Annotated in this window: 20 protein-coding genes and 3 pseudogenes; 13 read left to right on the plus strand and 10 right to left on the minus strand. The window is 63.9% G+C overall.

Going from position 1 to position 22453, the window contains the following annotated elements:
- The first annotated feature begins 1 nt into the window (after position 1).
- The 6 genes from ACVWZ8_RS20410 to ACVWZ8_RS20435 all read left to right on the plus strand — a co-directional run bounded on the left by ACVWZ8_RS20410 (position 2) and on the right by ACVWZ8_RS20435 (position 5964).
- Complete coding sequence (locus ACVWZ8_RS20410; RefSeq protein ID WP_456505654.1) at positions 2–1525, plus strand: mannitol dehydrogenase family protein; 1524 nt, start codon at positions 2–4, stop codon at positions 1523–1525.
- The gene (locus ACVWZ8_RS20415) at positions 1522–2574 is read left to right on the plus strand and encodes an NAD(P)-dependent alcohol dehydrogenase (protein ID WP_426977374.1); all 1053 of its coding nucleotides are present in this window, start codon (positions 1522–1524) and stop codon (positions 2572–2574) included. The genes ACVWZ8_RS20410 and ACVWZ8_RS20415 overlap by 4 nt, the downstream gene beginning before the upstream one ends.
- Before the next feature lie 87 nt (positions 2575–2661).
- Entirely contained in the window at positions 2662–4050 is a 1389-nt protein-coding gene (locus ACVWZ8_RS20420; RefSeq protein ID WP_426977372.1) for an MFS transporter, read from the plus strand.
- Between the two features lie 36 nt (positions 4051–4086).
- Positions 4087–4773 carry a bifunctional 4-hydroxy-2-oxoglutarate aldolase/2-dehydro-3-deoxy-phosphogluconate aldolase gene (locus tag ACVWZ8_RS20425; protein WP_426977371.1) on the plus strand — a complete coding sequence of 229 codons (687 nt, stop codon included), beginning with the start codon at positions 4087–4089 and terminating at the stop codon, positions 4771–4773.
- Between the two features lie 2 nt (positions 4774–4775).
- Complete coding sequence (locus ACVWZ8_RS20430) at positions 4776–5720, plus strand: sugar kinase (protein ID WP_426977369.1); 945 nt, start codon at positions 4776–4778, stop codon at positions 5718–5720.
- A 67-nt stretch (positions 5721–5787) separates the two neighbouring features.
- Entirely contained in the window at positions 5788–5964 is a 177-nt protein-coding gene (locus ACVWZ8_RS20435; RefSeq protein WP_456505655.1) for a hypothetical protein, read from the plus strand.
- Positions 5965–6364: 400 nt separating this feature from the next.
- Here the strand turns inward: ACVWZ8_RS20435 and ACVWZ8_RS20440 are convergent, their stop codons facing one another.
- Together ACVWZ8_RS20440 and ACVWZ8_RS20445 are read right to left on the minus strand one after the other, a co-directional pair.
- Complete coding sequence (locus tag ACVWZ8_RS20440; protein ID WP_456505656.1) at positions 6365–7363, minus strand: hypothetical protein; 999 nt, start codon at positions 7361–7363, stop codon at positions 6365–6367.
- Positions 7364–7627: 264 nt separating this feature from the next.
- Positions 7628–7924, minus strand: coding sequence for a transposase (locus ACVWZ8_RS20445; RefSeq protein ID WP_456505657.1), 297 nt, complete (start codon positions 7922–7924; stop codon positions 7628–7630).
- A gap of 196 nt (positions 7925–8120) precedes the next feature.
- Here ACVWZ8_RS20445 and ACVWZ8_RS20450 point away from each other — a divergent pair, with 196 nt between their 5' ends.
- Complete coding sequence (locus ACVWZ8_RS20450; protein WP_456505658.1) at positions 8121–8741, plus strand: helix-turn-helix domain-containing protein; 621 nt, start codon at positions 8121–8123, stop codon at positions 8739–8741.
- On the plus strand, positions 8738–9298 hold the full coding sequence (locus ACVWZ8_RS20455) for a DUF6036 family nucleotidyltransferase (protein ID WP_426977363.1): 561 nt from the start codon (positions 8738–8740) through the stop codon (positions 9296–9298). Before ACVWZ8_RS20450 ends, ACVWZ8_RS20455 begins: the two co-directional genes overlap by 4 nt.
- Before the next feature lie 69 nt (positions 9299–9367).
- On the opposite strand, the pseudogene ACVWZ8_RS20460 reads toward ACVWZ8_RS20455, so the two are convergent.
- Positions 9368–9704 (minus strand): annotated as a pseudogene (locus tag ACVWZ8_RS20460) (DJ-1/PfpI family protein); the annotation flags it as partial.
- A 120-nt stretch (positions 9705–9824) separates the two neighbouring features.
- Here ACVWZ8_RS20460 and ACVWZ8_RS20465 point away from each other — a divergent pair.
- Both ACVWZ8_RS20465 and ACVWZ8_RS20470 read left to right on the plus strand, forming a co-directional pair.
- On the plus strand, positions 9825–10409 hold the full coding sequence (locus ACVWZ8_RS20465; protein ID WP_456505659.1) for an HhH-GPD-type base excision DNA repair protein: 585 nt from the start codon (positions 9825–9827) through the stop codon (positions 10407–10409).
- Between the two features lie 1191 nt (positions 10410–11600).
- Positions 11601–11861: a hypothetical protein gene (locus ACVWZ8_RS20470; protein WP_456505660.1), complete on the plus strand. Its 261-nt coding sequence runs from the start codon at positions 11601–11603 to the stop codon at positions 11859–11861.
- A gap of 144 nt (positions 11862–12005) precedes the next feature.
- Here ACVWZ8_RS20470 and ACVWZ8_RS20475 read toward each other — a convergent pair whose 3' ends face one another.
- Positions 12006–12785 (minus strand): type 1 glutamine amidotransferase domain-containing protein, encoded by a 780-nt coding sequence (locus ACVWZ8_RS20475; RefSeq protein WP_456505661.1) that lies wholly within the window; start codon positions 12783–12785, stop codon positions 12006–12008.
- Positions 12786–13092: 307 nt separating this feature from the next.
- A complete protein-coding gene (locus tag ACVWZ8_RS20480) occupies positions 13093–14124 on the minus strand; it encodes an NADPH:quinone reductase (RefSeq protein ID WP_456505662.1) in 1032 nt (343 codons plus the stop codon).
- A gap of 596 nt (positions 14125–14720) precedes the next feature.
- Here ACVWZ8_RS20480 and ACVWZ8_RS20485 point away from each other — a divergent pair.
- Positions 14721–15965, plus strand: a complete 1245-nt coding sequence (locus tag ACVWZ8_RS20485) for an ISL3 family transposase (protein ID WP_456505663.1) — start codon at positions 14721–14723, stop codon at positions 15963–15965.
- Positions 15966–16199: 234 nt separating this feature from the next.
- Here ACVWZ8_RS20485 and ACVWZ8_RS20490 read toward each other — a convergent pair.
- Positions 16200–16820 (minus strand): annotated as a pseudogene (locus ACVWZ8_RS20490) (transposase); the annotation flags it as partial.
- Between the two features lie 277 nt (positions 16821–17097).
- On the opposite strand from ACVWZ8_RS20490, the gene istA reads away from it, so the two are divergent.
- The gene (gene istA / locus ACVWZ8_RS20495) at positions 17098–18564 is read left to right on the plus strand and encodes an IS21 family transposase (protein WP_456505664.1); all 1467 of its coding nucleotides are present in this window, start codon (positions 17098–17100) and stop codon (positions 18562–18564) included.
- A complete protein-coding gene (istB, locus tag ACVWZ8_RS20500) occupies positions 18561–19292 on the plus strand; it encodes an IS21-like element helper ATPase IstB (RefSeq protein WP_456505665.1) in 732 nt (243 codons plus the stop codon). Before istA ends, istB begins: the two co-directional genes overlap by 4 nt.
- Before the next feature lie 88 nt (positions 19293–19380).
- On the opposite strand, the gene ACVWZ8_RS20505 is transcribed toward istB, so the two are convergent.
- The 4 genes and pseudogenes from ACVWZ8_RS20505 to ACVWZ8_RS20520 all read right to left on the minus strand — a co-directional run bounded on the left by ACVWZ8_RS20505 (position 19381) and on the right by ACVWZ8_RS20520 (position 22227).
- Positions 19381–20625: an ISL3 family transposase gene (locus ACVWZ8_RS20505; protein ID WP_456505666.1), complete on the minus strand. Its 1245-nt coding sequence runs from the start codon at positions 20623–20625 to the stop codon at positions 19381–19383.
- A 136-nt stretch (positions 20626–20761) separates the two neighbouring features.
- Positions 20762–21538, minus strand: a pseudogene (locus ACVWZ8_RS20510) (transposase); the annotation flags it as partial.
- Between the two features lie 121 nt (positions 21539–21659).
- Positions 21660–22028 carry a type II toxin-antitoxin system death-on-curing family toxin gene (locus tag ACVWZ8_RS20515; RefSeq protein WP_426977269.1) on the minus strand — a complete coding sequence of 123 codons (369 nt, stop codon included), beginning with the start codon at positions 22026–22028 and terminating at the stop codon, positions 21660–21662.
- Positions 22021–22227 (minus strand): ribbon-helix-helix protein, CopG family, encoded by a 207-nt coding sequence (locus ACVWZ8_RS20520; protein WP_456505667.1) that lies wholly within the window; start codon positions 22225–22227, stop codon positions 22021–22023. The genes ACVWZ8_RS20515 and ACVWZ8_RS20520 overlap by 8 nt, the downstream gene beginning before the upstream one ends.
- Between the last annotated feature and the right edge of the window lie 226 nt (positions 22228–22453).

Raw genomic sequence — 22453 nt, forward strand, 5'->3', positions numbered from 1 at the left:
CGTGGCCTCCTCCCCTGTTCCCCCACTGTCGGCGAGGACCCCCGGTATCCTGCGCCGACCCTCAGCCCCTGCCCCCGGCATCGTCCACCTCGGCCTTGGCAACTTCCACCGCGCCCACCAGGCCGTCTACACTGACGCCGCCATCACCGCCCATGGCGGCGACTGGGGCATCATCGGAGTATCCAGTCGCTCAAGTGCGGTCACGGACGCCATGCACGCCCAGGACATGACCTACACGGTCGTGGAGATATCCCCCGAAGGCTCGACCTTCTCCACGCCGCGCGTGCATTCGGATGCTTTCGTCGCGGCGCAAAACCCCGGACGCGTTGTCGCGGAAATCGGCGCAGCTACAACCCGCATCGTGTCCCTCACTGTCACGGAAAACGGCTACACCTACAGCCCCGCAACCGGCTCGCTGAATGTTGCTGACGCCGATGTACAGCACGACCTGGCCCAAGCCGCGGCCCCCCGCACGCCGATCGGCCAGATCGTGCGCGGCCTCCAGCAGCGCTGCCGGACGCACGGCGAACCGGTCACCATCCTTAGCTGCGACAACCTCGCCGACAACGGGCACCACACCCGCCGGCTTGTCCGCGAATTCACCTCACTGCTGCCGGCCGCCGAAGCCTCCGAGACACTTCAATGGATCGACGCTAACGTGACGTTTCCTTCCTCCATGGTGGACAGAATCGTGCCCGCCACCACCGACCACTACCGCAACCTCGTGGCGCAGCGGCGCGGCTACACAGACCGGATCCCCGTCCCCGCGGAGCCGTTCACAATGTGGATCCTTGAGGACAACTTCATTGCAGGCCGCCCGGCCTGGGAAGCAGGCGGCGCCATCTTCACCGATGACGTCGCGGGCTACGAGCAGCTCAAGGTCAGGCTCCTGAACGGCACCCATTCACTGATCGCCTACCTCGGCGCGCTGTCCGGTGCTGCCACGATTCCGGATTCCACGGCTTTGGACTACATCGAGACGGCGGCCCGGACCATCCTGCGGCAGGAATACCTGCCCAGCGTGACGGTGCCGGCCGCCGTCGACGTCGATGCCTACGAAGCCCAGCTCTTCTCGCGGTGGCGGAATTCGGCGTTGGGGCACCGGACCAGCCAGGTCGGCTCTGACGGATCCGTCAAGCTCCGCCAGCGGATACCGCTCCCCGCGCTGCAACTGCTGGACGGCGGTGTCATGCCCCACTATCTTGCCCTCACCACCGCGGCGTACCTTTCGTGCATCGCGCCGCTGCACGGCTTCAACCCGGGCATTCACGCCCATGAGATGCAAGACTCCGCCAGGGAATCACTGCAAAGTCTCGCTGCAGGGTCGGCCTCCGGCAGGGAGCTCGCCCGTATGGTCATCGGCCAGCTCCATCTCCTGGGTGATGAACTCGCCACCCGCGACGCCTTCATCCACCGAACGGGTGAACTGATCGACATCATCCACCAGCAAGGACCCATGGCCGCCGCCCAGGCGGCGGCCGGGTCAACCGCCCTTCTTCCCGCACAGAGCCGGAGCATCCAATGACCGCGCAATCCATGCACCGCCCGGATCTACCGGCGCTGCCGCACACCACCGAAGCCGCCGTCCTGCACGGCGCACGTGACATCCGCATTGAGCAGAAACCCCTCAAGGCCCTCGGCCCGAACGACGTCCTGGTCGAGATGCGCTCCGGCGGCATTTGCGGCTCGGACATGCACTACTTCGCCGACGGACGCAACGGCACCAACGTCCTCCGCCAGCCCACGGTCCTCGGGCACGAAGGCGCCGGAATAGTCATCGCCGCCGGCACCGGGGCAAGAATTGCCGCGGGCACCGCCGTCGTCATCGAACCGGCCCTCCCCTGCCGGACGTGCCCCACCTGCCTTTCCGGGCGCTACAACCTTTGCCCCTCAGGTACATGCTTCGGCTCCCCGCCCACGGACGGCCTGTTTGCCCGCCACGTAGTGGTTCCCGAAGCGGCCCTCCATCAGCTGCCGGACACCATCCCGGCCGAAATCGGGGCCGCAATCGAGCCCCTCGCCGTCGCCGTCTGGGCCGTCGAACGCGCCCAGGTGGAAAAGGGCCAGCGCGTGCTGATCACCGGCGCAGGGCCCATCGGGCTGCTGGTCGCCCAGGTAGCGGCCGCACGCGGCGCGTCCGAAATAGTGGTCACGGACGTCAACGGCGACCGCCTGGCGGCCGCAGCGAAGTTCGGGGCCACCCGCACCATCAACACCGCAGCCACGGCCCTGGACCTGACAAACATGGACCGGCTGATCGAATGCTCCGGCAACACGAGGGCTCTTGCCGACGGCATCCAGACCCTGGCACCGGCAGCCCGTGCCACCGTGGTGGGCCAGGCCCGGCCCACCGTCGACGGCCTCCCGCTCGGCTTCCTCCAGCGCTACGAAATCGACCTCGTGACCGCCTTCCGGTACGCCCACGCGTTCCCGACTGCGATCGAACTCGCCTCCTCCGGGAACGTGGACCTCCGATCCATCATCACCAGCACCTATCCGCTGGCGGAGGCCGCGACCGCCCTGACCGCCCCCGTGACCGACCCCACCAACCTCAAAGTCCTCATCACCTACTGATCCACGCCCCACCGATCCACCCGGTCCCGACCGCCCCGCGGCCCGAGAGACCGTCCACGCAGCACATCCATTCAAAGGAGTATGGAAATGACAGCAGCACACCCCCAGCCCACAGCAGTCGACCAGAAAAAGGTGCGGAAGGCGGCCCTGGCCGGACTCATCGGCACCACGCTTGAGCTCTACGACTTCGTCATCTACGGGACGGCTTCGGCGCTGGTCTTCAGCCACCTGTTCTTCCCCAACATCTCACCGGCCGCCGCTCTGCTGGCCAGCTTCAGCACTTTCGCCGTCGGCTTCCTCTTCCGACCCCTCGGCGGAATCTTCTTCTCCCACTTCGGCGACCGTCTCGGCCGCAAGTGGATCCTCGTGGTGACACTCCTGCTGATGGGCGGCGCCACACTCGTCATCGGCCTTCTGCCAACATTCGATCAGGTGGGCGTCCTCGCCCCGGTCCTGCTGTGCGTCTGCCGTGCGGCCCAGGGTTTCGGGGCAGGCGCTGAGCAGTCGGGCGGCGCCACTCTGCTGACCGAATCGGCAGCACCGGGCACCCGCGGCAAGCTTGCCTCCCTGATCATGGTTGGCGCCGCGGCAGGCACCGCACTGGGAGCCCTCGTGTGGATCGCCGCACAGTCCCTGGCTCCAAACGACATGATGACGTGGGGTTGGCGCCTCGTGTTCCTCTCCAGCATCTTCGTCACCATCGCAGCGCTGATCATCCGCCGCAAGCTGGACGAATCACCCGTCTTTGAAGAAATCAAGCAGGCCCGCACTGAGCCCCCAGCGCCCCTCCGGGAAGTCGCGAAGTTCGGCAAGGCCAACGTCCTGCGCGTCATCCTGATGAATTTCGGCGTCAGCACGCAGTCCTACACCATCCAGGTCTTCATGGCCTCATACCTGATCACGGTGGTGGGCACCGACCCCAAGTTCATCCCGCAGGTACTTCTCATTGGCGCAATCTGCGGCGGCTGTGCAGCAGTCGGTTTCGGCATGCTCTCCGACAAGATCGGACGACGCCGGGTGGTTTCCATCATCACTGGAGCGCTGGTCCTTTTCCCGGCCCCCGCCTTCATGCTGCTCACCACAGGTTCACCCATCGCCATCCTGCTCGTGATCATCGTCGGATTCATGCTGGCCTGCCAGGGAGTCGTGGGCGTCCACATGAGCTACTTCCCGGAAATCTTCGGCAGCCGCTACCGCTACGCCGGCGTGACACTGGGACGTGAATTCTCCTCCATCATCGGCGGCGGCATCGCACCGATGGTCTGCGCCGGCCTCCTGGCACTTTTCAGCAACTCGTGGATCCCGGTGGCCATCTATATGTCCTTCGTCATGCTCGTTAGCTTCATCGCAACCCGGCTTTCGCCGGAGACCCTCAACAGGGACCTGACAGATCCCAACGACGCCGTCACCACCCGATTGCAGGTCAGGGATTCAGTCGTCGCCGGCGAACTGTTCGACGCCCGCGTCGCCAAGTAAAACCCGCCCGGCCAACTACTCCGAAGAAGGAACTCCATGCTGCGCCTCGATCAACAGGGCACCCTTTCCCGCCCGGCTCCGTCCGCCGTCCTCCGCGAAACCCGGGTGGTGGCCGTCCTCCGGGCCAGGCACGCCACGGAATATGCTCCGGTCATCGAGGCGCTGCAGCGGGGAGGCGTGCTCAGCATCGAACTGACGCTGAGCACGCCGGGAGCGTGGGACGAACTCCCCCGGCTCCAGGAACGATTCGGCAATGCCCTGGAAATCGGGGTCGGTACGGTGACCACAGCTGAGGAAGCAGAAACAGCCCTGGACCTGGGGGCCGCCTACATCGTCACCCCCATCACCGAGCCGGAGGTCATCGCCGCCTGCGTCCGGCGAGGCACGCCCGTCTTCCCGGGCGGACTCACTCCCACCGAACTGCACGCCGGCTGGAAGCTGGGCGCCACCGCCGTCAAGGTCTTCCCTGCGTCCACCGTCGGCGCGGGCTATGTGTCCCAGCTACGCGGCCCGTTCCCGGACCTCCAGGTGATTCCTTCCGGTGGAGTAGACGTCGAGGACGTTCCCGGCTGGATCAAGGCAGGAGCCCTGGCTGTCAGCCTCGGCGGACCGCTGCTCGGTGACGCCTTCAAAGGCGGAAACCTGCATGAACTCACGGCCAGGGCACGGCGCGTCCGCAGCCTGGCCGACCAAACAGCAGACCAGATCGGTGAAAACAAGTGAGCGTGGCACCATACGTACTGACTTTTGGTGAGACCATGGCGCTGATGCGGGCAGACCAGACCGGCCCGCTGGCCCACGCCTCCACCCTCAGCCTGGGCATCGGCGGCTCCGAGTCCAACGTCGCCATCGGCCTCCAGCGGCTCGGCGTGCAGGCCGTCTGGTGCGGCCGGATCGGTGAGGACTCGCTCGGCCAACTGGTGGAACGCGAAATCCGGGCCGAAGGCGTCGACGTGCGCGCCGCCGTGGACCGTGCGGCGCCCACGGGCCTCATGATCAAAGAACGACGGACCCCCGCCACGCAACGCGTCAGCTACTACCGCGCCGGCAGCGCAGGCTCCCGGATCGCTCCGGCCGACGTCGACGAGCAACTCCTGTCCGGCGCCGCGGTGCTCCACGTCAGCGGAATCACCGCGGCACTTTCGGAGCAGGCCGCAGCGACCCTCACGTACGCCATCGGCGTGGCCCGGGCCGCGGACGTGCCGGTGTCCTTCGACTTGAACTACCGGAGCAATCTCTGGTCCCCCGAAGGGGCCGGAAACATCTACCGAAGCATCATCCCCCTGGCGGACATCGTGTTCGCCGGCGAGGACGAAGCAGCCACTGCGGTCGGCGACGCCGAACCGGAGGAGCTCGCAAGGCGCATAGCGGCCATGGGCCCGAAGCAGGCGGTTATCAAGCTCGGCCCGGACGGCGCCCTCGCCCTGATCGACGGCGAACTCTACCGACAGCAGGCGGTCCCCGTGGACGCGGTGGACACCGTCGGGGCCGGCGACGCCTTCGTCGCCGGCTACCTGGCCGAATTCGTGGGCGGAAACAGTCCAACCACCCGTCTCAGGACAGCAGCGGCAACCGGAGCCTTCGCATGCCTCGTCGCCGGAGACTGGGAAGGGTTCCCGCGCCGCAGCGAACTGCCACTGCTGGAGACAAAAGAACCTGTCTCCCGCTAGCACAACCAAGATCGCCCCCGGGACGCTGCCGCGCTGAAGCGGCAGACCCCCGCAGACAGGAGCAACTGTGAAACGCGCCCTGAGCCTGGCCGACGGCACCGACTACGAAGCCAGTGAATTCAGTGCCAAAGAAGCACACTGGAGGGAGCTCCGCCGAAACCAGTTCTTCGGCATTCAGTCCTTAGCGACAGGCAACGGTGCTAGCCCGCTGCGGCGCCGCCGTTTGCTCAGCAACCTAACGTGAATGGTGTGCGACTGGTTTGCCATCGGAATACATCAACCGATAGCGGATATTGGGTCAACCCAGGCAGAGCAAGATCCTTTGATGTGTCACGGTGGCTGCGATGCGTTCCCTGCACCGTGCGCTGTCCCGTCCGCCAGGGTTTCACGGACCGTCCCTCGACAGGGTCAATGTGCCGGGCTGAAGTTGTTTAGTGCGTAGTCGAGGACCGCTGTGAAGTCGTCTGCCTCTATGGCGTCGACGTAGCGCGCGTGGGGCAGCGGATCGCAGCGGAAGGTGTCTGGGCGCCCAAGATAGGGTGACCAAATTGTGGCTACCGGCTGGCCGTAGTTGTCCACAGCCACCCCCCCCCCCCATCTTCGGTCCGGCGGGCCATTCCGAGGTGGGCTATCGCGGGATGCGTTCAGTTCCGGGTTGTCCCGCAGATGTTTTCCGTGCCGGGGTATCTGCTCTTGGGCTGCAGCCAATACGGCTCCGGCAATGGCGAGGTCTTGCCACGCCATGCCGGTGCCGACGAATGTCCGTGGTCCTGTTCCTGCGGGGATGAATCGGCCTTGGACGAGATCGGAGAGGGTCGGAAGATCCTGGACGTACAAGAGGTTCTCGCCCTGAGGGATAAGGACTGTGCCGGCTTCGCGTTGTGCGCTTCGGTGTGATTCGACGACGACGATGCCGCGAGAGACCAGCGCGGAGTCGATGTCCCTGGTCGTTGTTGGGGTGTGACTTCCGATGGCGAGGACAAGGGCATGGTCCTTACAGCGTCACCTGAAAAGAGCGGGGCGCCCGTGCTGGAGGTGCAGGCGATGATCTCCACTGAGGACACCGCGGCTGGAGTGGCCACGGAAGCAGGGATGCCTTCGGAGCGCAGTTTCCGGACGAAGGCTTCGCCTCTGGCGGGGTCGCGGGCGACTACGTCGACGTGTTCAACCCCGGCGGTAGCGTGCAGCGCCGAGGCGTGCCCGTGGGCCTGGCTGCCGGTGCCGAATACCACGAGGCGCGGGAGCGGGTGGTCTGTGAGGTGTCGGATGGCCAGGGCGGAGGTCGCGGCTGTGCGCACCTTGGTCAGCGCGGCTCCGTCCAGAATGGCGAGCGGTGCCATGGAATCGCCGTCGAACAGGACGTATGCGCCTTGGATCATGGGCAGTGCACCGGTGGCGTCCGGCCCGTTGCGGACTGTAAGGACTTTGACGCCAACCCGTTGTCCTGTCGACGACGGCATGAGGAGCATGTGGCCGCCGGCAGCGCCGATGGAGTGCCGGTCGGGATCGGTTTCCGGATCGAAGCCAGCGGCCAGTGTTGATTCGAGCGCGTCAACGGCCTGGGGCCAGGTGAGTGCTTCGAGGACCCCGTTTGCGGAGAAGATCCAGGGTTGCGGAGAAGTGCCTGGAGGGGTTGCCGTCATTTTGATGTCTCCGTCCTTCGATGGCGACCTGCACGCCCTTGGCATTGAGCATCAGGGTCAGCTGGTCACGGCCGGCACGGCCCTTTTCCTGCTCGAACAGGTCAGTCACCTCGGCAACCAGGCGCTGGTGCCGGAGGGCCCGCGGAGACGGGCCCTCGGGGCTGCGCCACCGGTAGAACGAGGCCCGGGAGACCTTCAGGGCCCGGCACAACCAGACGATCGGGTGGTTCGCCTTCTCTGCTTCGATGAACTCGTAGAAATCCTCTACCGTTGCTTCGCTGCAAAGAAGGCGCTGACTTTTCCCAAAAAATCGACGTCCTGCTTCAGCTTGGCAATCTCAGCCAGCGCCTTCTGGTGCTCTTCCCAGGACACCGGCGCCTTCTCCTCGCCAGCGGTGAACCGTTCCGGATGATCCTCCCGGTACTTGCGCACCCAGTTCCCCAGCGTGCCTTCCAGGACGCCTATATCGAGGCACACCTGTGCGATCGGACGGCCCGAGGAGATCACCAGCTCAACGGCTTCGTCCTTGAACTGCTGCGTGTACTTCTTACGATCGGTCATGCGAGAAAGGGCTCCTAACAAGCTGTCTCACAAAACCATACGGCCGCAGTACACACCCCACATTCCCCTTCATCAGCTATCGCACCCCTGAGACAGGCGCACCTAGCTGATCGCCACCATCAGAATCGGGCGCGCAAGAGACAAAGTGCGACTGTCACCGTTCGGTGACATAATGGAACCGGCGAAGGAGGGACTATTGACACGTACGACCAGCATCGACACGCCCGCGGCAGCCGGCGCCATTATCCGCGCCCGACGCCAAGAGCGCGGGCTCTCGCAGCAGTCCCTCGCAGAGGCCACCGGTGTCTCACGTAAGTTCATCGTCGATCTCGAGGCCGGTCACGAACGAGCCGAGCTCGGAAAGACTATGGCCGTCCTCCACACCCTTGGGCTGTCGCTGACCGCCACCGAGCCCATCCCCCGCGGCAGTGACTACGACCCTGCAAGGCGCGACTACGCCGAAACCTTCACACAACTGATTGACTCACGAGACTTCGAGTTCGCCATCAAGATGCTCGCCGACTACGCCACCGCATCCCTCAAAGCGGGAAGGCCACTACTCCAGCGCAGCCCCCGGCTCAAGGAACCACACTGGTCCGCAGCCCTGGCCGGCATCACGAACTACACCGCACACCGGCTCGGGCAACCCGCCCCGCCCTGGACCAGACGCATCAGGCCCCTCAATGAGGCATGGATGCCGGCAGAGTCCTACCGGAGCGTCCGGGAACCCATGAAGAAACTCGCCATGTCCGAAACACCACCGGAACTCGCCGCCATGAACGTCTTCATCCGCGAACGCAGCCTGGCCACCATATGACCGGCGGAGAACTCACCGCCGCACAAATCCGCGCCCTCCTCCAAGAACTCGGCCGACGCCTAAAGGCCCGCGGCATACACGGCGACGTCAAACTCGTGGGCGGTGCCGCGCTCATCCTGCAAGGAATCGGCAACCGCCCCACCGCCGACATCGACGCCAGCTACGCCGACCAGGCCACGGTCAACGCCGTTGTCACCGAGATGGCCGCGGACTATGACCTTGCGCCCGAATGGCTAAACTCCAACGCAGCGGCCTTCGTTCCGGACAACGCCACCTGGGTCGAACTGGAGCAACTGGACGGGCTCACCATCCGCGCAGCGGACACAGAAACACTCCTGGCCATGAAAATCGCCGCCGAGCGGGACAAGGATATGCTCGATATCGCCCGCCTCCTGCGCCGCCTCAACATCACTAACGCCGACGACGCCGTGAATCTCGCCTACCGCAAGTACGGCGAACACTCCATCCCGCTCTCCGCGGGCCGGGACAACTACCTCATCGTGGTCGACGACGCCCTCGACGCAGCAACAACTCTCAATCCCGAACCCGGCGAATAGCCCGGTGCCTTCAAGAGCCACCGGCATCAGACTTTGGTCCATTCGCTTCCTCTCGGGTGCCGTCGGAATGCCCTCCGAGATTTCCTCCAACAGTTTGCTTAAAGGTCCGAAGATCATCCGGGTTACGGCTGGTCACCAAGCCTTGGTCGACCGCCACCTCCTCATCGATCCAGTTGGCGCCTGCGTTCTATACTTCCTTCTGGAGCGTGTGGTCGGAGGCAACTTTTCGACCGCTGACCAACACCGGCATTCATCAGCCCCCACGGTCCGCGGCAGATCGCGGCCACCGGTTTTGTCCTGCTCAAACCAGATGCGTGCGAACGTCTGCGAGTCCTTATCCACACGGAGGTGGTCGGCGTTTATCCACTCCACCGGGGAGCACCAAGGCGTCAAAGTCCGATGCGTTCGGTGGGACGGAGCTTCAGCATCCCGCTTGCCGAGTTCGTGGGACGTGGCGGCGCGGACGGCAACGCCCTGCTGTCGTAGGTGGCATGACGCGACTCGGAGCAGGTGGGAGGATGGGCGCATGGAACTGCACATCACTGGCGACCCCGCCGCCGACCAACTGCTCAGCAATGACGAGTTCGCACTCCTAATCGGCATGCTGCTTGACCAGCAGGTGACCATGGAGTCTGCGTTTGCCGGACCCGAAAAAATCCGGAGGCGCATCGGGTCCATGGCCCCTGCCGCAATCGCCGAACATGACCCGGCAGGCTTCGTTGAGATCTTCAAGGAGCGTCCGTCCATCCACCGCTTCCCTAGCTCGATGGCCAGCCGCGTCCAGGACCTCGCCGCGACCGTACAGCGCGATTGGAAAGGGGATGCAACTGCCATCTGGAACCAGGACGACCCGGACGGCCAGGAAGTGCTACGCAGGCTGAAGGGACTGCCCGGCTTCGGAGAGCAAAAGGCAAAAATCTTCCTCGCACTACTCGGCAAGCAGTGCGGACTCCAGGCACAAGGCTGGCGTGAGGCTGCTGACCCCTATGGCCACGAGAGTGCGTTTCTTTCTGTCGCCGACATCGTGGATCCCGAGTCGCTGAAAAAAGTGCGCGCCAGCAAGCAGGCTGCCAAGGCCGCCATCAAAGCCGCGAAGGCATCCGAGCGCTGATAAGAATGGCATGAACCAAAGGGTTCCGATACGTTTGTCGATCGGTTGCGCGGACCCCGGCAATGAATATCAGACGTTGCACACACGTTCAGGCCCCGGTCTAACGCTCCGGTCCCGCACAACGCCCTGCAGCAGACGCTTCTCACGCAGTCCGCGCAACCCATGGCGGGCGTCCGGCCCCACCGAAATTGCCGGCATCGGTGATGATGTCCCAGACAGTGGAACTTCGGGCGTTGATCAGCGCTTTGGCCTCAACGAATGCATAGACCTAACGATCCGGCACATCCAGGGTCCGCGCCAGAGGATTTGGGCACGTGCCAGGTGAACATCAGCCCAGGCGCCACGACGTAGCCAATGGACCAGCCCGCCAAGACGATCCGGAAGGCTCAGCGGCGAGCAGTGAGAAGAAGGGGCAGATCTCCTCCGTTGCCCGCTGCGCGATAACCGGCAGTATCGTGCGTGCTAGTCGCGTGTGGGTGGGCTCTTCACGGCTCGACGGTACAACCACGCGCTCACTACAAGGAGGGCTACGTCCATTGCCACGACAAGCCAATAGAAGACCGTCGCAAGGCGACCCTCCACCAGCACCGCCATAAGATGTCGATCAAAAGGAACAAAGCCAGAACGCCCATAAAGAAGGCTTGGGCTTTGGTCGGCTGCTTCCTATCTCTGGCGCCCATGCCCTGATTCTTACGATGGGAGTCAACCAGGCCCCGCATGGTCCTAGCGGCTACGGGCGGCTGCACGTCCGGCCCGGTAGAGTCGGCTCAAAAGCATCCGAACTGGAAGGGGAATTCGATGAGCATTGAGGGCTGGAACCCGCTGTCGCTCCTGCCGGTCGCGTTCTTCGCGGTCTTCATCGTCCTGGCCGTCCGGGCTGTGCGCCGTGCCCGGAAACGGAAGTCCGGGGACTGAAGGCATGCCGGTTCGCTACGCGGCCGTGCCGGGCTGGAGTAACGACAAGCGCGGCCTGGCGACTGCGCCTCTGCCAGCCGTGCAGCGTCGACGCCGCCTGCTAGGCTCAAGCCCACTAACAGCCTGAGGGCGGCAGCGCTATGAGGCAGCACTACTCGTCCGAGATGGTCGCCTCGAAGGAGATTTTCTGCTCTTCAGCGTTGTTTACCGGACCGGGCTTGACCGTGACGGTCCAGCCGGCCGGGCGGGCGAAGGAAAATGTGGGCGTCCGGGAACGTGAACGTCTCCATCGGTGCAGATTGGCGGGTCTCCGGAGCAGGTGCCGCCGCCGTCTCACTGGCTGCCGGTGCCGGGGCTGCGGTTGCCGTGGTTGTGGCACTGGGCAAAGGATTCACGGGTGTGGCCGACGCCGTCAGTGGCGTAGCGTTCGGCTCAATGTGCCCCTGCGGGACGGCGCAGGCCGCAGCACTGAGCAGAATGCCCGACAGGGTGATGGCCAGCTGGCCGGTGGTGCGTGATTCGTCGTCCGATGCTTGATTTGTTGAGGTGGCCGTAGATCGTGGAGCGCGGAACCTGAAGCAGGTCGGCGATGCGTTGGACAGTGTGGTTGCCGGCGCACGTACGCGGGCTGGCGACAGCCCCGTCGTCGGGGCGGCCGCCAGTTTCAGTGCGCTGCGGGCGTTAGTGCTCGGTGCCTGCCGCAGCAGCCTTCTTGGCGTTCTTCTCGGCGTCCTTCTCGGCGCGCAGAGCCTCCGTCTCGTGCTGTTCCTCGGCTTTTTCCTTGTGGATGACCTCTGCGAAGAGCTTCTCCATCTCCTTGGCCACGCCGGCGGCTGAGGCCGGGTTCTGGCCGGTCACCAGCCGGTCGTCAACCACGACCTTCTCCTCAAAGACACCAGCGGAGACGTGGGTGGCGCCCTGTTCCTCAAGTCGGTCTGCCAAAAAGAACGGGATGACCTTGTCCTTCCCTGCGGCAACCTCCTCGTCGTTGGTGAAGGCGGCCACCTTCCGGCCCTCGACGAGGCGAAGCCCGTTCTCCAATTCCACGTTCAGCAGGCCGGCCGGTCCGTGGCAGACCGCGCCCACCAAGCCGCCGGCGTTGTAGACGCTGGCCACCAGATTCTGCAAGCCTTCGCTGTCCGGGAAGTCCCACATGGTGCCGTGGCCTCCCACGAGGAAGACGGCGTCGTACTGTTCGGGATCAACGACGTCGACGCGGGCAGTGTTGTAGAGACCGGCGCGCGTGGTCTCGTCCTCCGTGAAGGCGACCTGGATGGGATCTTCTGAGTCCACCTCGTCGCGCGGGGGCTGGCCGCCCTGGATCGACGCGAAGTCGACGAAGTGCCCGGAATCCTTGAAGACCTTCCAGGGATGTGCAGCTTCGGCCACGTTGTAGCCGGTCTTCTCGCCGGTATCGCCGATCTCGGAAACGCTGGTCAGTAACATGAGGATTTTCTTCATGACGTGTTCCTTTCGTCTAACTTCCACCCTACGCCCAGCCCAATTCGGGCCCTCCCTCGTTACCGTTTTCTGGACCCTCGTTCTGGTGCAGGATTGGGGTGTGCTGGCCTGTTGGTCCCGGCACGGTTGCCTCTCACTGTCGTTGATGATCCACGGGGTGAAGCCGCGATATCTGACCGTCCGCTGAGTTGGCCCAAAAGTAGCGCCATATTGATCCATCACGGTGCGCAGTCCGGACTGCTCGGCCCGCTCAGTCCCGCGGCTGCACCGCGTGATGATCCCCGCGAGGCTCCCGACGCGTTATCGGCTAGCCCGCTGACACATCGATCAGCACCTTGCCGACGATGCTCTCTTCCACCGCCGCGTGGGCCCCAGCCGTGTCAGCCAGGTCAAAGCGATGCAGCGGCAGGCCTGCGGCTTCTCCCACCGGAAGGGCGCCGTCGGCGATGGCCGCATTGATGTCCTCGGCGGCGGCTTGCACCGCCGCCATGCCAACGGTGTAGAGCAGCACGAACTGGTAGCGGACGTTGAGGCTGAAATGCCTGCGCACGTCCAGGCTCACCTGATCGCCGCCGTTGTTGGCGTAGACGGCGACGGAGCCGCGGTTGCGGATCACTGCCAGGTCGAGTTCCTCGTTCTGCGCGGGTGCCACCTCCACGATCTGGTCGACGCCGTTGGGAGCGATCCGGCGGATCTCCGCGGCCGCGTGGGTTTCCCGGTAATTGACGACGTGATCGGCGCCGGCAGCCGTGACCAGCGCAGCCTTCGCCGGTCCGCTCACGGTCGTGATCACAACGGCGCCGGCCCACTTGGCGAGCTGGATCGCCGCATGGCCCACGGCGCCGGCCCCTCCAGCGACGAGAACTACTTTGCCGTCCAAGGTTCCCGGGTGCAGCCGCCGCGGGCCGTCCTCGGCGATGGTCAGGGCCCGGTGGGCGGTGATCGCGGGAACGCCCAGGCTTGCGCCGAGGTCGAACCCGGCGTTCTCCGGCAGCGGAAAGACCCGCTCGGCCGGCAGGACGGCGAACTCCTGCGCTGTCCCGCCGTCGGCGCGCTGGTGGGCGGCCAAGGCCAGCCAGACCCTGTCACCGACGTGGAGATGCTCGACGCCGGGTCCGACGGCGTCCACCACTCCGGCGCCGTCTTGGTTCGGCACGACCTCCGCGAAGGGCAAGGGCTCGCCCGGTTTGGCGCCGCGGCGCGACTTCCAGTCGGTGGGGTTCACCGCGGAGACCATGATCCGCACGCGCGCCTCCCCGCGCCCCGGGTCGCGGATCTCGCGGTCGACGAGCTCGAGAACAGACGGATCGCCGGTGGCACGGTACACGATTGCTTTCATACTCAGACCCAACGCCGGCCCCGACCGAAAATTCCCGCCGGGTGCCGGACCAAATGCGGGCAACGGTCCCTCCTGGCCGTAGAACCCACCATATCCGGCGCCTGTCCCAAAGGATTTGAGATGCTGATCCGGGCGTCCGCGCCCGCGTGTCTCTAAGGCATGAACCGGTATCCGATGCCCGCCTCGGTGAGCAGATGGCGGGGTTTGGCGGTCAGGTCACACAGAACTCGCGGCCCCATGAATGCGTGTCAGCAGAAGTATGCAAGGAGGGAGCCACAAAGGATCAACGGCAGAACACTCACTCCGGTGTGGACAATGTGCACACCCCTCTTGGCCGGACAAACGGGAACCAGCCCCTCCCCCCAAGCCCATAGGAAGCAGCGAACCGGGATACAAAAACTTCAAGAAATCCTCGCAGGTCATGTCGTCAACCGGACCCCAGAGCATGAATAGGTACAAGACCAACCACGGCCACCAGAACATGCCAGAAGGAGGCTCTCCTGACGTACGTGTGGGTCAGGGTTTGTGTGCTATGAGGGCATGGGTAGCCCGGTAGATTTGGGAGTTCTCACACTGTCCAAATTTCGGAGCTACCCATGCGTGCTACTACTCTACTCAACCGCGTCTTGAACCTGACGGGGGTCCGGGTTGTTGATGTTGATCCCGGCTCCGGTGGTCCCATGCTGGTGCGGGTGGCGTTGAAGGCCCGCAAGCGCCTTGACTGCCCGCACTGCAGTTACTCAACGATGGCGGGATATGACACCCGCTGGGCGGAATCCACGTGGCGGCATCTGGATTTCTCCGGCAGGGTCCTGGTGCTCACAATGCTCCGCCGGCGCCTGGTCTGCCCCGGCCACGGCGTCGTGGTGCAGGGCGTGCCGTTCGCCCGGCCCGGCTCCCGGTTCAGCACAGACTTTGAGGACATGATCGCCTGGCTGGTCATCCGGGCGGACAAGACCACCGTCTCCCAGTTCGCCCGGATAGCGTGGCGGACCGTCGGGGCGATCTGTGAACGCGTCGTGGCCGAACAGCTCGACGAGAGCCGCTTCGAAGGCCTGCTCAATATCGGGGTGGATGAGATTTCCTGGCGCAAACACCACCGCTACCTCACCCTCGTCTCCGACCACTCCACCTCGAAGATCGTCTGGGGTGCACCGGGGAAAAACGCGGCGACACTGGATGGATTCTTCAAAGAAATCGGACCGGTGAACACGACGGCCATCGAGGCCGTCAGCATGGACATGGGGCCCGCTTTTGCCAAGTCCGTGAAGACCAACGCCCCGGACGCGGTCATCTGCTACGACCCGTTCCACGTCATCCAGCTAGCCACGAACGCGCTGGAATCCTTCCGCCGTTCCATCTGGCAACGCACCCGTGAACTGCCCGATCAGCACATCGCGAAGAAGTTCAAGGGAACCCGCTGGGTGCTGCTGAAAAACCCGCAGAACCTCACCGAAAAGCAACAAGTCACCTTGGCCGGGCTCGAACGCACCGGAGGGCTGCTCTGGGACGCCTACCAGCTCAAGGAATCCCTCCGGGAAGTCTTCGCCGGCGACCTCAACCCCAATGACGTGATGGAGATGATCACCACCTGGTGCGACCTCGCCGCCAAATCCAACATCCGCGAGTTCGCCAGGGCCGCCGCCACGATCCGATCCCACACCGAAGGGATCTACGCCGCCGTCACCAGGAAACTCTCCAACGGCCGCCACGAAGGACTGAACAACAAGATCCGCACCATGACCCGCCGCTCCTACGGATTCCACACACCCGAAGCCGCCCTCGCCCTGATAATGCTCGCCTGCGGCCCCGTCGAGATCAAACTCCCATACCAGAAATAACCGAACCCACATTCACGTCAGGAGAGCCCTTTTTTTTGGCCCTCCGAGCACACCTAGCCTCGATCTTTCATGAGGGCTGGTTTCTGAGGTTTCAGGGCTTACCGGCTGCCTGACGCTGCTGATTTTTGCGGGTGGGTATGACAATTTGACCGCTGACCGGTGGCGGCTGGGCGTGATGGTTCCACGTCCATCGTTCTTATGGTTCTTCCTTTGGTGGGTGCCGGATGTGCGCGGCTATGGTGGGCTGAGCGCCGCGAGCCGTGTCAGGGCCTTGAGGAGCAGTCCCGTTTCGGGTGCTTTCGCTGCCAGGTGAACGGTGACTGCGCGGGCGTGACGGCTGATCTTGGCGGCGATTTCAAAGATCCGGGCACGGAGTTTCTTGGGTTCCCACCTGCGTGCTTTGGTGCCGGTGAACGCGAGCATCTGGGTCCAGGCCATGAGCTCGGCGGCCATCATGACCAGGTGGCACCAGAGCGTGTTCGCTGCGAAGGAATGCAGGGGCAGGTTGGCCAGCCCGGTGTCCTTGGCGTTACGGATCCGGTCCTCACACCGGGCACGGAGCCGGTGCCGTACTTCGAGGTCGGCGAGTTGGCCGCCTTTCTCGTTGGTGGCGAACGCTGTGTAGCGCATCCCGTCGATGTCCGTAATACGCAACTGCGCGCCGGGGTGGGGTTCTTCCTTCCGGACGATGACCCGCATTCCTGCAGGCCAGGGCGCAAGGTCCAGCATGCCGGTGATTTCCGCGACCCAGGCACCGTCGCGTTCAATGCCGTCACTGTTGTAGGCACGGGTCCAGGCCTTCTTCGGGATCCGTGGCAGGGCCACTTCAACGGCGCCGTGGATCGGGAACCCCACCTGTGTGTGATCGACTATCTGTAGGCCGTTTCAGCCTAGGAATTCAGCCAAGTTGGTGGCTCGTTTCAGGCCAAAAGAGCGGTAAGAATCAGGCCAGTCCTTTCCTCCCGAAATCGTGGTTTCGGGGGCTGGCCTGGAGATAGAGATCACCCGGTGGTTCGGGGCCCTGCCCAGAGTGTCAGGGACATGGGCCCGTCACCCCCCAGATAGGTTCCTTACGGCGCTGCCATTGCGAAGCGTGTGCGCCGGGAGGGCTGGAAAGCAGATGACGGTACCCATGTCCGTTCAAGAAAATATCAGAAGACTGGACTCCCAGGGAGTCCCAGTGCGTGAGATCGCCCGCAGGCTGGGTGTCAGCCGGGCCTCGGTGGCCAAGTACGCCGAGCAGGAGGACTATTCCCCGTCACCGCCAACACCCTTGGTGCGGCCTGGGGCCTCGGTGTTGACCGGGTTTGAGCACATCATTGAGCGGTGGCTGGGCGAGGACCAGCGTAGGCCGCGCAAGCAGCGGCATACGGCCAAACGCGTCTTCGATCGGCTGGTGGCCGAGCATGGTTTCACCGGGACGTATTCACCGGTGCAACGCCATGTGAAGAAGTGGACGGCCCGGAACCGGCAGGCTGGGGAGGGTTTCACCGAGCTGGTGTGGCCGGCCGGCACGGTGCAGGTCGACTTCGGGCAGGCCGAGGCCATCATCGCCGGGATCCGGCAGATCCTGCACATCCTGGTGGTGACCTTCCCGTTCTCGAACATGCGCTTCGTGCAGGCGTATCGTGGCGAGACCGCCGAATGTGTCTGCCACGGGCTGCGGAGGGTGTTTGAACATATCGGGGCCGTGCCCCGGCACATGGTCTTTGACAATGCCACGGGCATTGGACGCCGGGTAGGGACCAAGGTCGTGGAGACGAAGCTGTTTGGTGCGTTCAAGCTGCACTACCGCGCCGAGTCCCGCTACTGCAACCCGTACTCGGGACACGAGAAAGGCAACGTGGAGAACGCGGTTGGATTCCTGCGCCGCAATTTCATGGTCCCCGAACCGGAGGCTGCCACGTTGGCCGGCCTCAACGAGGTTTTGTTGGCGCGGTGCGATGCCTTGGCCAGCACCACCCATTACCGCAAGGGCCTCCCGTTGGGTGAGCTGTTCACCCAAGACGTGGCGGCGTCCCTGGAGTTGCCGGGGGCCGGGTTCGACCCGGTGCGCTACGAATCCCGGAAGGCTGATAAGACCGGGAACCTGCTCATTGACGGGAACACCTACGCTGCCGGGTCCGCCTTCCATAGTCGGAACCTCACCGTGGGATTGCGCCACGACGTCATCCAGATCCTTGACGAGCATTCCGAACCGGTCCGGTCCTTCCCGCGGGCTTTCGGCCGGCAAACCGAGACGATCTTTGAACCAGCTTCCTTGTTGCCGCTGCTGGTGACCAAGCCCGGTGCGTGGTCCCATTCCCCGCTGCGGGCCCTGGTCACCGATCCGGTGCGCGACTGGCTGGATAAAGCCACTGCCACCGATCGGCGCCGCCTGCTCAACGCGGTGGATGCCGCGTCCGGATCCGCCGGTTTCGATGCCGCAGTCCAGGCCGCCGACACCCTGATCCGGCGCGGGGATACCCCGGACATGGCCGCCCTGGGAATGCTGGCACGCCGACTGGCCCACGGCACCGAACCGGCGCCCGCCAACGTGGATTTGAGTGTCTATGACACCTTCACCACCCTGAACACCAGCACGGGAGAAGTCGCATGAACCCGATCACCGTCCAGGACATCATCGAAGCGGGCAAGCACGCCTCCCTGACCGGCAGCGTGCTGACCGAATGGGCCGAGAAAGGCACCCCGAAACAACGCGAATACCTGCACGGGGTACTGCTCGCCGAACACGAATCCCGGCTCGAATCACGACGCCAGCGGCTGTTGAAATCCGCGAGGCTCCCGGCCATGAAAACACTCACGGGATTCGATTACACCAGCGTCAGGTTCCCCGAGGACTACGGACGGGAGGCCCTGGCATCCCTGGAGTTCATCAACCGGGCCCAGGACCTGGTCCTCTACGGGGACGTAGGCACCGGTAAAACCCACATGGCATCCGCCCTGGTGGCAGCCGCCTGCCGGCAGGGCATCCAAGCAAGGTTCTTCACCACCTCCGCCCTGGTCATGATGCTGCGCAGGGCCAAGGACGAGGACCGGCTGGACAAGGAGCTGGCATCCCTGGCCAAGAACCAGCTGATCGCGATTGACGAACTGGGCTACCTGCCGATCGACACCGAAGGGGCCCGGCTGTTGTTCCAGGTGATCGCGGACGGGTATGAAAAACGCAGCCTCATCATCACCACCAACCTGGAGTTTTCCCGCTGGGGAACGGTGTTCGGAGATGACAACATGGCCGCCGCTGTCATCGACCGCTTGGTCCACCACGGACGCCTCCTGCAATTCCGCGGAGAGTCCTACCGGGTCAAGAACGCCCTCATGAAATAGCCAACTGCTGAAATGGACTAAAAACGTGCCGCGGTGGCCTAATCCTTAGCGCCGAAATGGGGCTCTCCTGACGTGAATGTGGGTTCGGTTATTTCTGGTATGGGAGTTCGATCTCGACGGGGCCGCAGGCGAGCATTATCAGGGCGAGGGCGGCTTCGGGTGTGTGGAATCCGTAGGAGCGGCGGGTCATGGTGCGGATCTTGTTGTTCAGTCCTTCGTGGCGGCCGTTGGAGAGTTTCCTGGTGACGGCGGCGTAGATCCCTTCGGTGTGGGATCGGATCGTGGCGGCGGCCCTGGCGAACTCGCGGATGTTGGATTTGGCGGCGAGGTCGCACCAGGTGGTGATCATCTCCATCACGTCATTGGGGTTGAGGTCGCCGGCGAAGACTTCCCGGAGGGATTCCTTGAGCTGGTAGGCGTCCCAGAGCAGCCCTCCGGTGCGTTCGAGCCCGGCCAAGGTGACTTGTTGCTTTTCGGTCAGGTTCTGCGGGTTTTTCAGCAGCACCCAGCGGGTTCCCTTGAACTTCTTCGCGATGTGCTGATCGGGCAGTTCACGGGCGCGTTGCCAGATGGAACGGCGGAAGGATTCCAGCGCGTTCGTGGCTAGCTGGATGACGTGGAACGGGTCGTAGCAGATGACCGCGTCCGGGGCGTTGGTCTTCACGGACTTGGCAAAAGCGGGCCCCATGTCCATGCTGACGGCCTCGATGGCCGTCGTGTTCACCGGTCCGATTTCTTTGAAGAATCCATCCAGTGTCGCCGCGTTTTTCCCCGGTGCACCCCAGACGATCTTCGAGGTGGAGTGGTCGGAGACGAGGGTGAGGTAGCGGTGGTGTTTGCGCCAGGAAATCTCATCCACCCCGATATTGAGCAGGCCTTCGAAGCGGCCCTCGTCGAGCTGTTCGGCCACGACGCGTTCACAGATCGCCCCGACGGTCCGCCACGCTATCCGGGCGAACTGGGAGACGGTGGTCTTGTCCGCCCGGATGACCAGCCAGGCGATCATGTCCTCAAAGTCCGTGCTGAACCGGGAGCCGGGCCGGGCGAACGGCACGCCCTGCACCACGACGCCGTGGCCGGGGCAGACCAGGCGCCGGCGGAGCATTGTGAGCACCAGGACCCTGCCGGAGAAATCCAGATGCCGCCACGTGGATTCCGCCCAGCGGGTGTCATATCCCGCCATCGTTGAGTAACTGCAGTGCGGGCAGTCAAGGCGCTTGCGGGCCTTCAACGCCACCCGCACCAGCATGGGACCACCGGAGCCGGGATCAACATCAACAACCCGGACCCCCGTCAGGTTCAAGACGCGGTTGAGTAGAGTAGTAGCACGCATGGGTAGCTCCGAAATTTGGACAGTGTGAGAACTCCCAAATCTACCGGGCTACCCATGCCCTCATAGCACACAAACCCTGACCCACACGTACGTCAGGAGAGCCCGAAATGGCCTACTTAAAGTTGACGAAACACACCACCGAGTAGCCCAGGTTCCGGGACGGGGCGGTGAGCCAGCGCAGGAAACCCTGGGTGCCGCCGGCCGAATCGGTGCGGATCATGACTTTCCGGCCCGAACGGTACCCTGCGGGCAGTTGCTTCAGTGCGTCCCTGACCACGCTGATGTGGTCGGCGGCGGTGTTCGACCCGGCGTTACCCGGGCGCAGTAACATGGCCAGAGGTTCCCCTGTCCCGGTGGCCCCGTGGTCGATGAACGCGGCCAGCGGGTGGAACCCGAAGCCTTTCTTCCATGTCGGCCGGGCGTCCTCTTTCTCCGAATGAGAGGCGATGAGTGTCGCGTCAAGATCCACGATGAGCGGGCTCTTACCGGTGACACCGTGCAGGGGCGAGTCGTCCCCGGCCGCAGCCCAGACGTGGGCGCGGGCAGCGGCCCGGGCGGTATTGATTGCTGCCAGGGCCTTGCCCGGACCGGCCGTGGAGAGGGTCCTGATCAGCCGGCTGATCGTGGGGTCCGACGCCACCAATCCATAGACCTGGGGCTGGGAACGAAGCCGGTCAACATCAGAGACACAGTCCCCGCCGGTAGCCAGCGACAAAGCCACGTCCGTGAGGATCTTGCCCGGATCATGGCGAGCAAAAGGCTTCCGCCACGGCCCCAAAACTTCCGAAAGCCCGGCGCCGAGACCGGATACGTGCACCGTCCGGGCCAATACCAGCCCGCCAGCCTGGGACACCACACCCCCACCAGCAGAATCAACGCGGACAGAAGGGTAGAACCCGGTAGAGTTACTCACCAGAAAGGTGCTCCTTTGAACTGGGTATAGTGCGGCTTAGACACCATCATTTTCCCAGTTCAGGAGCACTTTTCGTCGTTTAACCACGCGGCCAGCGGCACACCCTCATGAAAGGCCGAGGCTAGCGTGGGATCATGTGCCGGGAAATCAAGGACGCAGCATCCTGAATTTCCACGCTGCCGGCAGCAACACCCACTACCAGGTCAAAACCCTCATCAGTCGTGAAGTCATGGCGATATCCGTTGATCCACAGCATCAGCACCATGAGCGTCCAGGCTGTGCGCTTGTTGCCGTCAATAAGAGGATGAAAACGGGCCACCGACTCCATCAAGGCAGCCGCCTTCATGTCCAATTCAGGATAGGCTTCGACACCCATAACGGTTGTGGCCGGGCGGACCAGGGCCGAGGCAAGAAGCCCAATGTCCCGAACATGAAATCCATACCGATCAACGACGTGCAGAGCATCTTCTATTTCGAGGTACTCATGCATCCTCAAGTCGCTTCAGCAGCTCCGCATCGTGATTCATGACGAACGCCATCCCAGCGCTAACGTCGCGGCTACGGCGGTGGCGCTGGAGAACCAGCTCGGCTCCCTGAAGCAGCAGCGCGGACTTGGACGTATGTTCCTCGGCAGCAAGCTCATCGAGCCGACGGTCGAGATCTTCGGGAACGCGCAAATTCATAGCCATATCAACATGGTACCAAGGCGGTACCGCGTCCTTATGCCCACATCGACTTGGACTCCACACCCACATCAATAACATCGTGGCGGAACTCCGCCCCATATGGTGAACATTCTTCTACTAGCACCAGCTCGCAAGGTCAAGGTTCAACAAAACCGGGGGCGGTGCACCTCGTCGCCCTTGTTTCAATGAGCCGTTCCCGTGTAAATTGCTTCAGCTGTCGGGCAACCAT

It is taken from the genome of Arthrobacter sp. UYCu723 (assembly GCF_054059215.1).

Bases quoted from the DNA above. Each gene is read 5' to 3' on its own strand.
- ACVWZ8_RS20420 (WP_426977372.1), top strand. From the start codon at position 2,662: ATGACAGCAGCACACCCCCAGCCCACAGCAGTCGACCAGAAAAAGGTG.
- ACVWZ8_RS20465 (WP_456505659.1), top strand. From the start codon at position 9,825: ATGGAACTGCACATCACTGGCGACCCCGCCGCCGACCAACTGCTCAGC.
- ACVWZ8_RS20455 (WP_426977363.1), top strand. From the start codon at position 8,738: ATGACCGGCGGAGAACTCACCGCCGCACAAATCCGCGCCCTCCTCCAA.
- ACVWZ8_RS20505 (WP_456505666.1), bottom strand. From the start codon at position 20,625: ATGCGTGCTACTACTCTACTCAACCGCGTCTTGAACCTGACGGGGGTC.
- ACVWZ8_RS20440 (WP_456505656.1), bottom strand. From the start codon at position 7,363: ATGACGGCAACCCCTCCAGGCACTTCTCCGCAACCCTGGATCTTCTCC.
- ACVWZ8_RS20515 (WP_426977269.1), bottom strand. From the start codon at position 22,028: ATGCATGAGTACCTCGAAATAGAAGATGCTCTGCACGTCGTTGATCGG.
- ACVWZ8_RS20520 (WP_456505667.1), bottom strand. From the start codon at position 22,227: ATGGCTATGAATTTGCGCGTTCCCGAAGATCTCGACCGTCGGCTCGAT.
- ACVWZ8_RS20475 (WP_456505661.1), bottom strand. From the start codon at position 12,785: ATGAAGAAAATCCTCATGTTACTGACCAGCGTTTCCGAGATCGGCGAT.
- ACVWZ8_RS20485 (WP_456505663.1), top strand. From the start codon at position 14,721: ATGCGTGCTACTACTCTACTCAACCGCGTCTTGAACCTGACGGGGGTC.
- ACVWZ8_RS20480 (WP_456505662.1), bottom strand. From the start codon at position 14,124: ATGAAAGCAATCGTGTACCGTGCCACCGGCGATCCGTCTGTTCTCGAG.
- ACVWZ8_RS20445 (WP_456505657.1), bottom strand. From the start codon at position 7,924: ATGACCGATCGTAAGAAGTACACGCAGCAGTTCAAGGACGAAGCCGTT.
- ACVWZ8_RS20425 (WP_426977371.1), top strand. From the start codon at position 4,087: ATGCTGCGCCTCGATCAACAGGGCACCCTTTCCCGCCCGGCTCCGTCC.
- istA (WP_456505664.1), top strand. From the start codon at position 17,098: ATGTCCGTTCAAGAAAATATCAGAAGACTGGACTCCCAGGGAGTCCCA.
- istB (WP_456505665.1), top strand. From the start codon at position 18,561: ATGAACCCGATCACCGTCCAGGACATCATCGAAGCGGGCAAGCACGCC.
- ACVWZ8_RS20415 (WP_426977374.1), top strand. From the start codon at position 1,522: ATGACCGCGCAATCCATGCACCGCCCGGATCTACCGGCGCTGCCGCAC.